Origin of the sequence: Nocardia sp. NPDC047038 (assembly GCF_040644075.1) — a bacterium.
Classification (GTDB): Bacteria; Actinomycetota; Actinomycetes; order Mycobacteriales; family Mycobacteriaceae; genus Nocardia; species Nocardia sichangensis.
The window spans coordinates 1-11,377 of sequence record NZ_JBEYVQ010000039.1; the positions used below are offsets into that span (position 1 = coordinate 1).

An 11,377-nucleotide genomic window follows, 5' to 3' on the forward strand; every position below is an offset into this window, starting at 1 on the left:
GCGAGATCATGCATACGCTGCCGCATGCCGCGCAGGTCGCGATCCGTGAATCACTTGACGACAACGACGATACGCAGGTGATGGCATACAACAGCGGCGACCTGGCTAATTATCAAGGTGGTGCTTTCGACACCACCGTGCGACACAACACAACTAACGGGTAACATCTGCGATCGTGAATTCGACCCTGGCGCGATTGCGAACTCCCCTGGAGTCGGGGTTTGCCCAGGCCGGCAACATCTTTGCGCTGCTCCTGGACGTTTTGCGAAAGACTTTCCGCCGCCCCTTCGAGTGGCGGGAGTTCATCGAGCAGTCGTGGTTCATCGCGAGTGTCTCGATCCTGCCCAGCGCGCTGGTCGCGATTCCGTTCGGCGCGGTCGTGGCATTGCAGACCGGCTCGTTGATCAAGCAGCTCGGCGCGGAATCCTTCACCGGCGCGACCAGTGTGCTGGCAACCGTCCAGCAGGCGGCTCCCGTCGTGACGGCCCTGATCATCGCGGGCGCGGCCGGGTCGGCGGTGGCCGCCGATCTCGGCTCGCGGACCATCCGCGAGGAGATCGACGCGATGGAGGTGCTCGGCATCGATCCGGTGCGAAAGCTGGTGGTGCCGCGCGTACTCGGCATGATGCTGGTCGCGCTGCTGCTCAACGGACTGGTGTCGGTTGTCGGCATCGCCGGCGGGTACTTCTTCAACGTCCTGCTGCAGGGCGGCACTCCCGGCGCCTACCTGGCGTCGTTCTCCGCCCTCGCTCAGCTGCCGGACCTGTGGATCGGTGAGATCAAGGCGGCGGTATTCGGTCTGCTCGCCGGCGTCATCGCCGCGTACAAAGGGCTGCATCCCAAGGGGGGCCCGAAAGGAGTCGGTGACGCGGTGAACCAATCCGTGGTGATCACGTTCATGGTGCTGTTCTTCGTGAACCTCATCCTGACCATGGTGTACCTACAGGTCGTCCCCGCAAAGGGTGCCTGACAGATGGCCACGTCATACCGAACCCCGGTCGCCAAGTCCATGCGCCGGGTGGGTGAAGTCGCTCGTATGCCGCTCAACGTCATCGATCGCGCGGGCGAGCAGATGTCGTTCTACTCGCGGGCCATCGCGTGGATCCCGCGGACCGCGGTGCACTACCGCAAGGAAGTCATGCGGCTGCTCGCCGAGGTCACCTTCGGCACCGGCGCGCTGGCGGTGATCGGCGGCACCATCGGCGTCATCGTGTTCATGTCCGGCTCCGTCGGCGTCGTCGTCGGCCTGCAGGGCTTCAAGGCCCTCGACGCGCTCGGTAGCTCGGTGCTCACCGGCTTCCTCACCGCCTACATCAACACCCGTGAGATCGCGCCACTGGTCGCCGCGCTCGCGCTCTCGGCGACGGTCGGTTGCGGTTTCACCGCGCAGCTCGGCGCCATGCGGATCTCCGAGGAGATCGACGCGCTCGAGGTGATGGCGGTACCCAGCGTGCCGTTCCTGGTCACCAGCCGCGTGATCGCCGGGTTCCTCGCGGTGATCCCGCTCTACATCGTCGGGTTGCTCGGCACGTTCATCGCGTCGCGGACGATCAGCATCTGGTTCAACGGGCAGTCCAGCGGGTCCTACGACCATTACTTCAGTTTGTTCCTGCCACCGGAGGACGTGCTCTATTCGTTCCTCAAGGTGCTGGTCTTCGCGTTCGTGATCATCATGGTGCACTGCTACTACGGGTTCCACGCCACCGGCGGCCCCGCGGGCGTCGGCGTCGCGGTCGGCCGCGCGGTCCGCGCCGCGATCGTCCTGGTGAACGTGCTCGACTTCTTCCTCAGCCTCGCGATCTGGGGCACCACCACCACGGTGCGGGTGGCCGGATGAGCCGCACTCAAACCTGGCGCTCCACCGCGAAGCTACGTACTCGGGCGCTGGGGATCGCGTTCTTCGTCGTGGTCGCGTTGTTCCTGTGGACCACCATCGCGATCTACAACAAGCAATTCGTGAAGACGGTGGACGTCGATCTGATCACCGACAGCGTGGGCAACGCGCTGACTCGCAACGCGGACGTGAAGGTACGTGGCATCACCGTCGGCGAGGTGCGCTCGAGCAGTTCCGAAGGCGGCGAGGTGACCTTGAACCTGGCCATCAATCCGGACAAGGCGCAGCAGATTCCCGTCAACGCGACCGCGCGCCTGCTGCCCAAGACGCTGTTCGGCGAGCGCTACGTGGACCTGGTGATCCCGGAGCAGCCGAGCCCACAGCATCTGACCGACGGCGTGACGCTGCACCAGGACGTCAGCGGCAACGCCATCGAGTTGAGCAAATTGCTCGACGATGTGCTGCCCTTGCTCCAGGCCATCCCGCCGCAGGATCTCGCGGCCACGCTGGGCGCGCTCTCTCAGGCGCTGTCCGGGCAGGGCACGGCGCTCGGCGAGAGCTTGGACAAGCTCGACGACATATTCCGCCAGGTCAACGTGGTGCTTCCGGACCTGCGGGCCGACCTGCGCAGTTTCGCCGAGGTGGCGGCCACCTACTCCGACGCGGCCCCGCAGCTGATCCAGGCCCTGGACAACCTGCGCACCACCAACGCCACGATCGTGCAGCGGCGCACCGACATCGACGCCTTGTACGCGACGCTGACGCCGACCTCGGCCACCACCACCGAGTTCCTGCTCGCCAACCGCGACAACATCGTCGACGTGGCGGCCGACTCCCGTCCCGCGCTGGAGCAGCTGGCCTACTACTCGCCGAACTACGCTTGCGCGCTGGCGAACTTCGCGCAGCTGAAGCCGCGCATCGACCGGATCTTCGGCAAGGGCACCGACAACCCGGGTTCCCGAGTGACCATCGAGCTGACCAACACCCGCGGCAAGTATCTGCCCAACCAGGACGAACCGCGCTGGCTGGACACCAGGGGGCCGTGGTGCATCCCCGAGATGCCGTTGGGCGCCGATCCCGGCCAGTACACCGGCGGCCCGAACAACGACGGCTCCTACGCCGTCCCGAGTCGCAACCCGGGTGATCAGCAGACCGGTCATCTGGAGCCGCCGCAGTTCGGCGTCCACCCGGCGAGCAAGATGCCGACGATCGCCGGTTCCCCCATGGAGCAGCAGTCGCTCGGCGCGATCTACGGCGCGGCCAACGGTGTCGCCCCGGATCAGGTGCCGGGCTGGGTGACCAGGGTCGGCGCGCCCGCGTTCCGTGGAAGCGAGGTGAGCGTGCGATGAAGCAGCAACTGCGCGGCCTGGGCGGGCCGTTGACCAAGCTGGTCATCTTCGTCGTGGTGACCTTGTTCGTGACCACCGTGCTCGCGTTGTCGATCGCCAACTACAGCGGCGGTGGCACGCATTTCAAGGCCAGGTTCACCGACGTCACCTCGCTCAATCCCGGTGACGAGGTCCGCATCGCGGGCGTGCGGGTCGGCAAGGTCACCGCTGTCTCGATCGTCGACAAACGCCTGGCCGAGGTGAAATTCGACCTCACCGACCGGGACTGGCTGCCCGCGTCGACCACCGCGACGATCAAGTACCGCAACCTGGTCGGCCAGCGCTACATCGCGCTGGAGCAGGGGACCGGGGAGCAGGGACGGAAGCTGAACAAGGGCAGCACCATCCCGCTGGAGCACACCAGGCCCGCGCTGAACCTGACCACGCTGTTCAACGGCTTCCGGCCGCTGTTCCGTACGCTGACCGCCGACGACGTGAACAAGCTCTCCTTCGAGATCATCCAGGTCTTCCAGGGTGAGCAGGGCACGATCCACGATCTCGTCGCGACCACGGCGAACCTGACCAACAAGATCGCCGACAAGGACGCCGTGATCGGTGAGCTGACCCGCAATTTGACCGCCGTGCTGGACACCGTCAATCAGCGTGACGACCAGTTCGATCAGTTGATCGTGAACACCGAAGCGTTGATCAGCGGCCTCAACGCCAATCGCGACACGATCGGCCGTTCGGTGACCTCGCTGGCCAACCTGACCTCGGCGACCTCCGACCTGCTCGTCCCGGTGCGTCCGACCCTGCAAGGGTCGATCGCGGGTCTGAGCCAGTTGACCGGCACGCTCGACGAGCGCCAGGACGAGGTGAACGAAGCGCTGACCAACCTGCCGCTCAAGATGGAGAAGCTCGGGCGCGCCGCGAGTTACGGCTCCTGGTTCCAGTTCTATCTGTGCGGCATCGACATCGTCGTCGGGCCGGGCGCCGTCGACGCGCCGCAGCTCAACCTGCCAGCAGGACTGCCGACGATCAACCAGCCGCTGTACACCAACGCCGCGCCGCGCTGCCACGGGAAGGCTCGCTGATGGATGATCGCATTCTGCTCGGCAAGCGCAGCCCGGCGTTCCTGGGCGCGCTCGGCCTCGCCGTGGTGCTGTTGGTGACGGTGTCGGCGTTCTTCCTGGATCAGCTGCCGATCATCGGCGCGGGGACCAAGTACACCGCGGAATTCCGTGAGGCGGCGGGCCTGAAGAAGGGCAACGAGGTCCGGGTGGCCGGCGTCAAGGTCGGGTCGGTGTCCGACGTCCGGCTCGACGGTGACCGGGTGCTCGTGGACTTCCGCACCAAGGACACCTGGATCGGCAACGACACCACCGCGTCCATTCAGATCAAGACGCTGCTCGGCCAGAAGTACCTCGCACTCGATCCGCGAGGCTCGAAGCCGGCCGATCCCAGTTCACGGATCCCGCTCTCGCGCACGGTCTCCCCGTACGACGTGGTGGACGCGTTCACCGACGCCGCGCGCACCATCGATCAGATCGACACCACCCAGCTGGCCAAGAGCATGCAGGTGCTGTCGGACGCCTTCGAGACGACGCCGCCGGAGATCCGCGGCTCCATCGACGGCGTCGCCCGGCTGTCGGAGACGCTGGCCAAGCGCGATCAGGAGTTGAAGAAGCTGTTCGCCGCGACCAGGCAGACCACGCAGATACTTGCCGACCGCAACGCCCAGTTCGAGCGGCTGCTCGCCAACGGCGGCCAGTTGCTCGCCGAACTGAACGTCCGCCAGCAGTCCATCAGGCAGTTGCTGTCGGGCGCCAAGACGGTCTCCGCGGAGCTGAGCGCGCTCGTGCACGACAACGAGGAGCAGATCGGGCCCGCGCTGAAGAATCTGCGCGCCGCCATCGACCTGCTCAACGACAACCAGCAGAACGTCTCGAAGACGTTGGAACTCGCGGCGCCGTTCTACAGCCTCTACGCCAGTGTGCTCGGCACCGGGCGCTGGTTCGACGCGGTGATCGTCAACGTGGTGCCGCCCGCACTGCCCGAAATCCCCGGCTACCGTCAGCCGATCCGCACCTTGGGAGGTAACTGACGTGGCGGACAACTGGCGTAGCGATCCGGTCGGCGCGGTGCGCGGCTCCAGCCGCGGCGCAAAGGTCGGCATCGCGCTGGTCGTCGTGCTGGCCGTGCTGGTGGCGGTGGTGCTGTGGTGGCTGTTCGACCGGCTGACCACGACCAAGATCACCGCCTACTTCGATCGCTCGGTCGGCATCTACGAGGGCTCGGACGTGCGCATTCTCGGCGTGCCGGTCGGCTCGGTCGCTTCGGTGGAGCCGCAGGGCGATCAGGTCAAGATCGTGATGAGCGTGGATCGCAAGTACGACGTGCCCGCGGACGCGCGAGCCGCGCAGATCACGCCGTCCATCGTGTCGGATCGCTACATCCAGCTCACCCCGGCCTACACCGGCGGCCCGAAGATGGCGCGGAACGCGACCATTCCGCGCGAGCGCACGGCCACGCCGGTGGAAGTCGACCAGCTGTACAAGAGCATCACCGAACTCTCCGACGCGCTGGGGCCCAACGGCGCCAACGCCGAGGGAGCGGTGAACGAGCTGGTGCGCACCGGCGCGGCGAACCTGTCGGGCAATGGCGAGGCGCTGGCCAACAGCCTCACCCAGCTGTCCAGGGCGGCGCGATACCTGTCGGACGCCCGCGGCGACATCTTCGACACGGTCAAGAACCTGCAGGCCTTCATCACCATGCTGGCCCAGAACGACCAGCAGGTCCGGCAGTTCAACACCCAGCTGGCCGACCTGTCGTCCTTTCTCGCCGACGAGCGGCAGAATCTCGGAGCGGCACTGAATCTGCTGTCGATCGCGCTGGGTGACGTCGCCCGCTTCATCGACGACAACCGGGACCTGATCGCGAGCAACGCCGACAAACTGACCCAGCTCACCAAGACGCTGTCGGATCAGCGCAACGACGTGGCCGCCCTGCTGCCGGTCCTGCCGCTGGCGTTGAGCAACCTGATCAACGTGCACAACGCCGAATCGGGGACCCTCGACATGCGCGCGAACTTCCCCGAACTGCAGGACCCGTTCGGCGTGGTGTGCAAGATGCTCGACCTGTCCAAGCTGATGCCCGGCGATCCCAAGTTCGAGGCGCTCGGCAGGCAGATGCGGCCGATCCTCGACCACTGCAAGGAGATCACCGACCAGATCACCTCCGGGGTGCAGACCCCGACGCTGAACCTGCCGTTCGGCATCCTCAGCGGCGAGAACCAGCAGCGCGATCCGGTGCCGGGCACCGTGCCCGGCACGCCGTCGGACCGGCTTCCGCCGTCGCAGGGAGGGGCGCGATGAGCACTCGAATCCGTTCGCTCGCACGCGGTTTCGGCGCGGCGCTGGCGCTCGGCCTGACCGGCGCGCTGATCACATCGTGCGCCTCCGACGGCATCTACAGCGTGCCCCTGCCCGGCGGCGCCGACGTGGGCGAGCATCCGATGCACATCGACATCCAGTTCGACGATGTCCTCGACCTCGTGCCGCAGTCGGCGGTCAAGGTCGAGGGCGTGCCGGTGGGCCGGGTCGAGAAGATCAGCATCGGCAAGGACCAGTGGACCGCCACGGTGCGCACGGTGGTCAACTCGTCGGTGAACCTGCCCGCGAACGCGCGGGCGGAGGTCCGGCAATCGAACCTGCTCGGCGAGAAGTTCATCGAGCTCTCCAAACCCGCCGCCGAGCCGGAGTCCACCCGGCTGGCCGACGGCTCGGTCATCCCGGTCGACCGCACCCGGCACGCCACCGAGGTGGAGCAAGTGCTCGGCGCGCTGTCGCTGCTGCTCAACGGCGGTGGCGTCGCGCAGTTGCAGCCGATCGTCACCGAGTTGAACAAGACCCTCGGCGGCCGCGAGGACCGGGTGCGCTCGTTGATCGAGCAGGCGAACACGCTGATCGACGGCCTGAACCAGCAGGTGGACGACATCACCCGGGCGCTGGACGGTCTCGACGTGCTCAGCAGCCGGGTGAGCAAGCAGACCGATCAGATCGGCAAGATCCTCGACGAGCTGCCCAAGGGCATCAAGATCCTGGAAGAGCAGCGCCCGCAACTGGTCGCCCTGCTCGCGCAGCTGGACCGGCTCGGCGAGGCAGGCTTCGACGTGCTGAACACCGCGAAGGACGACCTGATCCGCGACCTGACCTCGCTGCGGCCCACGCTGCAGGAACTGGGCCGGTCGGCGCCGGATCTGGTCACCGCGGTTCCCTTGATCCCGACCTACCCGTTCCCCGATTCGGCGCTGGAGAGCACCTTCGGCGGCAGTGTGAACACGTGGTTGTCGGTCGACCAGCAGATCGGCGTCACGCTCAGCAACCTGGGTGTGGGCAAACCCGATCCGGTGTACATCCCGCCGGTCGGTCCGCCGGTGCCGGTGAACCCGACCAACCCGTACTACAACGGCAACGGTCCGCGTCCGGGCTGGCCTACGGTGTCGATCCTGCCGCTGCCGCCGCTGATGGCGCAGCCGCCCGCGCCCGGCGTGCCCGGTCCGGTCGGGGCGATTCTCGAGCAACTCGGCGTAGGGAGTGGTCCGCGATGACGCGTCTGGTGCGGTGGCAGCTCATCGCGTTCGTGGTCATCGCGGTGCTCGGCGTCGTGTACGTCGGCGGCAAATACATCCGGCTCGACCACATGTTCGGGCTCAACCAGTACACGGTGAAGCTGCGCGCGGCGCAGACCGGCGGCATCTACAAAGGCGCCGAGGTGACCTACCGCGGCGTCCCGGTCGGCCGGGTCGGTGAGCTGGAACTCACCGGTGAGGGCGTGGTGATGAACCTCGTCATCGACTCGAGCGCACCGAAGATCCCGGCGTCGGCGAAAGCCGTGGTGGCCAACCGGTCCGCGATCGGTGAGCAGTACGTGGATCTGCAGCCCGATTCGGACGCCGGCCCGTTCCTGCGGGACAACTCGGTGATCACCTCGGCGACCCTGCCGGTGTCGGTCGAGCAACTGGTGTCCAGCGTGGACACCTTCGCCAGCTCGGTGGACCTGACAGCGCTCAACACGACGGTGCGCGAACTGGGCAAGGCGTTCGACGGCAAGGGCGACGATCTGCAGGTGCTGATCGACTCGCTGAACAAATTCACCGAGACCTTCCATCAGACGCTGCCGCAGACCATCCAGCTGGTCCGCGACGGCAGGGTCGCCCTCGGCACGCAGGCCGAGCAGTCCGCGCAAATCCGCGAATTCAGCGACGGCCTGGACAAGCTCACCGCCCAGTTGCGCTCCAGCGACCCCGACGTGCGCAGGCTCATCGGCACCGGAACCGACGCGGGCGAGCAGATCGGCGCGCTGCTCGAGCAGAGCGGCGGCTCGCTCACCCAGGATTTGTCCAATCTGCGGCTGTTGTTGCAGGCGATCTCACCGAAGTTCTACGCGATCAAGCCGTTGCTGCAGATGCTCCCGCAGCTGTCGATCGGCGGTTCCTCGACCGCGCCCGGCGACGGGACCAGTCACTTCGGCCTGGTGCTCGAGACCAACAATCCGCCCGCCTGTACGGTGGGCTACGAGGGCACGCATCGGATTCTCGAACAGATGAAGGCGCAGAACCCGAACTTCGACGACACGCGCGACGAGTTCCCGTTCAACAAGGACGCCAAATGTCTTGTGCCGTTCGGCAATCCGACCGCCGTCCGGGGTGGCGAACGAGCCGATCTCGCCGATCCGGCCATCGTCCAGCCCTGGGACTCCAACCCCAAAACCGATCCGGAAAAGCTGAACCTGACTCCGGTGGCCGTGCAGTTGTCGACCCTGCTGGGGGTCACGCCCAAGCGGTGACCAGGAGCAATGACGTTAGGGTGTCTCGCGTGAGTGACTGGAGCGAGCGAACCACGGGCATGCCGTGGAGCGCGACCGAGCCGACCGACGGCGAGGCGCTGTCGTGACCGCCGATCTGACCAAGCGGTCCGATGCGGCGGCGCCGGACGCGCCGGACACCGTGACGACAGCGGCGGAAACGCCCACCGCGCAATCCGACGCCGGTGATCGGAAAGTCACCGACCGGGCAGGCGCCGAGTCCGCTCGCCTCGGTGGTGCGTCCGTGCTCAGCCGGGTGGTCCTCGTCTGCTCGGCCGTGCTGCTGGTCATCGCTTTGGCCGGCGCCGCATGGTTCGGCGCGGGCTGGGTACGGGCCGCGTTCACCGACGGCCCGCGCGCCGAGGCCAGGGACACCGCCCTGGACGCCGCGCGCCAAGCCGCGCTCAACATGACCTCGATGAACCTGGACGACGTGCCCGGCTCGCTGGCGCTGGCCCGGTCCTCGATGACCGGAGCGTTGCTGGACTCGGCCACGAAGAACAAGGACCAGGCGGAGCAGATGGCGCAGCAGAGTGGGGTCGGGATGACCTCGAAGGTGCTCGGCTCCGCGCTCACCTCGCTCAACAGCGAGGAGGACAAGGCGTCGGCGCTGGTCGTGCTGCAGGTCACCGAGAAGGGCAAGGACAAGCCGCCCGCCGACTACCGCTACACCTGGACCGTGGACCTGGCCAAGGACGGTGAGGTCTGGAAGGCCGAGCAGATCTCCTCGCTCAGCCAGCCGGTGTTGCTGAGCGGCGGGCCCGCCGCGCAGCCGACCGCGCCCGCGGCCGACCAGCCGCCCGCCGCGCCGAAGCCGGGATCGTAGGAGGACACCCATGACGTCTCGCCGACCGGTCAACCGGGTCACCTCCAAGCGCAGGCCCGGCGCGGAACCGCCCCGTACCGCGTCCTCGCGCACCGAACGGCCCGCACAAGCCCGCAAACCGCGCGTGGCGGGCGTTTCCCGGCCCGCCGCGGAATCGGACAACCCCCGCGCCGAACAAAGCTCTGCGGGTGCCTCTCGATGGCGCGAGATCATCTCGCGCGGCAAGGACCGTCCGCGGCGCACGACCGGACGGCCGCGCTGGGGTGTCAGCGCGGTCCTGCTGATCGCCGCGCTCCTACTCGGGGGTTTCGCGTGGCTCGCCGCGCAACAGCCCGGCGTGGACACGTCGAATCAGGCCTACGTGGACAACGAGGCCACCCAAGAGGTGCGCGCGGCCGCCGACAACGCGCTGCGGACCGTCTACGCCTATGACGTGAAGAAGATCGACGGCTATCGGGACACCGCGAAGCAGGTGCTCACCGGGAAGATGCTCGCCGATCTGGACAAGTACGCCGACACCACTATTTCGGCGGTCAAGCAGGCGCAGACCAGTGCCGATGCAAAAGCCGATCCGATTGCTGTGACATTGCTCACCGACGATCGCGCCGAGTTGATCGTCAATCTGGTGGTGAGCGCCACCAAGGACGGCGTGGCGCAGCAGAGCGTCTCGGGCCCGGTTGTCCTGCACATGCAGAAGGTGGGCGGTCGCTGGCTGGCCAGCGACATCGTGGACCAGTAACGGCTACCACATCGGCCGGGATGACGCAGCGCGGCAGGCGATCTCGCCGGCGCCCCGGCCGGGTCTGCCACTTGACGAGTTTCGCCCGAACCGTCACGCTATTCACAACAGCGGCAGCTGTCACAGTGGCTTCCAGTGCACCGTGGGTCAGGACGCAGCCAGCGGATTCGGCCCGGCGCGGCAGCCATGCGGACGATCACACGGGTGGTACTTTGACACCCCCGTGTACTTGGGTGTAGGTTTGGACGTTGCGCTGGCTGCCTCCTGTCCATACCTCGATTTGCACACGTAAGTTCACCCTTCCGGTGTTACTTCCGTTGTTGCCTGTTCGAGTTTCGTTCGGGTAGTAACCAGCGGAATTCGTAGCAGACAAGCGACGGTCGCGGACCACCACGCGACGCGCATGAGGTGCTGGAAGGACGCATCTTGGCAGTCTCCACCCAGACCAAGGCAGTTGCCGGAATCCCCGGAGCCCCGTTGCGGGTGTCTTTCGCGAAGATCCGTGAACCCTTGGAGGTGCCCGGGCTTCTCGATCTACAAACGGAATCGTTCGCTTGGCTGATCGGTTCGCCGGATTGGCGTGAGCGCGCGGCGGCTCGCGGCGACGTCGGCCTAGTCGGTGGCCTCGAGGAGGTACTCGAGGAGCTTTCTCCGATCGAGGACTTCTCCGGCTCCATGTCCCTGTCCTTCTCCGATCCGCGCTTCGAAGAGGTCAAGGCCTCGATCGATGAGTGCAAGGACAAGGACATGACGTATGCGGCTCCGTTGTTCGTGACGGCGGAGTT

At 66.7% G+C, this 11,377-nt stretch carries 10 protein-coding genes and 1 pseudogene; all 11 read left to right on the top strand.

What is annotated here, in order from left to right; genetic code table 11:
• Positions 1-175 precede the first annotated feature (175 nt).
• Positions 176-970, top strand: coding sequence for an ABC transporter permease (locus tag ABZ824_RS39450; protein WP_355072047.1), 795 nt, complete (start codon positions 176-178; stop codon positions 968-970).
• Positions 971-973: 3 nt separating this feature from the next.
• Positions 974-1,837, top strand: coding sequence for an ABC transporter permease (locus ABZ824_RS39455; protein ID WP_355072049.1), 864 nt, complete (start codon positions 974-976; stop codon positions 1,835-1,837).
• Complete coding sequence (locus ABZ824_RS39460; protein ID WP_356970014.1) at positions 1,834-3,183, top strand: MCE family protein; 1,350 nt, start codon at positions 1,834-1,836, stop codon at positions 3,181-3,183. The genes ABZ824_RS39455 and ABZ824_RS39460 overlap by 4 nt, the downstream gene beginning before the upstream one ends.
• Positions 3,180-4,256 carry an MCE family protein gene (locus ABZ824_RS39465; RefSeq protein WP_355072053.1) on the top strand — a complete coding sequence of 359 codons (1,077 nt, stop codon included), beginning with the start codon at positions 3,180-3,182 and terminating at the stop codon, positions 4,254-4,256. The genes ABZ824_RS39460 and ABZ824_RS39465 overlap by 4 nt, the downstream gene beginning before the upstream one ends.
• Complete coding sequence (locus ABZ824_RS39470) at positions 4,256-5,266, top strand: MCE family protein (protein WP_355072054.1); 1,011 nt, start codon at positions 4,256-4,258, stop codon at positions 5,264-5,266. The genes ABZ824_RS39465 and ABZ824_RS39470 overlap by 1 nt, the downstream gene beginning before the upstream one ends.
• 37 nt (positions 5,267-5,303) lie before the next feature.
• Complete coding sequence (locus tag ABZ824_RS39475; protein WP_356970018.1) at positions 5,304-6,536, top strand: MCE family protein; 1,233 nt, start codon at positions 5,304-5,306, stop codon at positions 6,534-6,536.
• Positions 6,533-7,771: an MCE family protein gene (locus tag ABZ824_RS39480; RefSeq protein WP_356970015.1), complete on the top strand. Its 1,239-nt coding sequence runs from the start codon at positions 6,533-6,535 to the stop codon at positions 7,769-7,771. The genes ABZ824_RS39475 and ABZ824_RS39480 overlap by 4 nt, the downstream gene beginning before the upstream one ends.
• The gene (locus ABZ824_RS39485) at positions 7,768-9,009 is read left to right on the top strand and encodes an MlaD family protein (RefSeq protein WP_355072058.1); all 1,242 of its coding nucleotides are present in this window, start codon (positions 7,768-7,770) and stop codon (positions 9,007-9,009) included. Before ABZ824_RS39480 ends, ABZ824_RS39485 begins: the two co-directional genes overlap by 4 nt.
• Before the next feature lie 103 nt (positions 9,010-9,112).
• Positions 9,113-9,853: a hypothetical protein gene (locus ABZ824_RS39490; RefSeq protein ID WP_356970016.1), complete on the top strand. Its 741-nt coding sequence runs from the start codon at positions 9,113-9,115 to the stop codon at positions 9,851-9,853.
• Positions 9,854-9,863: 10 nt separating this feature from the next.
• Positions 9,864-10,592 (top strand): hypothetical protein, encoded by a 729-nt coding sequence (locus ABZ824_RS39495; protein ID WP_356970017.1) that lies wholly within the window; start codon positions 9,864-9,866, stop codon positions 10,590-10,592.
• Positions 10,593-11,000: 408 nt separating this feature from the next.
• Positions 11,001-11,377 (top strand): annotated as a pseudogene (locus ABZ824_RS39500) (DNA-directed RNA polymerase subunit beta); the annotation flags it as partial.

Bases quoted from the DNA above. Each gene is read 5' to 3' on its own strand.
- ABZ824_RS39465 (WP_355072053.1), top strand. From the start codon at position 3,180: ATGAAGCAGCAACTGCGCGGCCTGGGCGGGCCGTTGACCAAGCTGGTC.
- ABZ824_RS39470 (WP_355072054.1), top strand. From the start codon at position 4,256: ATGGATGATCGCATTCTGCTCGGCAAGCGCAGCCCGGCGTTCCTGGGC.
- ABZ824_RS39455 (WP_355072049.1), top strand. From the start codon at position 974: ATGGCCACGTCATACCGAACCCCGGTCGCCAAGTCCATGCGCCGGGTG.
- ABZ824_RS39495 (WP_356970017.1), top strand. From the start codon at position 9,864: ATGACGTCTCGCCGACCGGTCAACCGGGTCACCTCCAAGCGCAGGCCC.
- ABZ824_RS39480 (WP_356970015.1), top strand. From the start codon at position 6,533: ATGAGCACTCGAATCCGTTCGCTCGCACGCGGTTTCGGCGCGGCGCTG.
- ABZ824_RS39485 (WP_355072058.1), top strand. From the start codon at position 7,768: ATGACGCGTCTGGTGCGGTGGCAGCTCATCGCGTTCGTGGTCATCGCG.
- ABZ824_RS39460 (WP_356970014.1), top strand. From the start codon at position 1,834: ATGAGCCGCACTCAAACCTGGCGCTCCACCGCGAAGCTACGTACTCGG.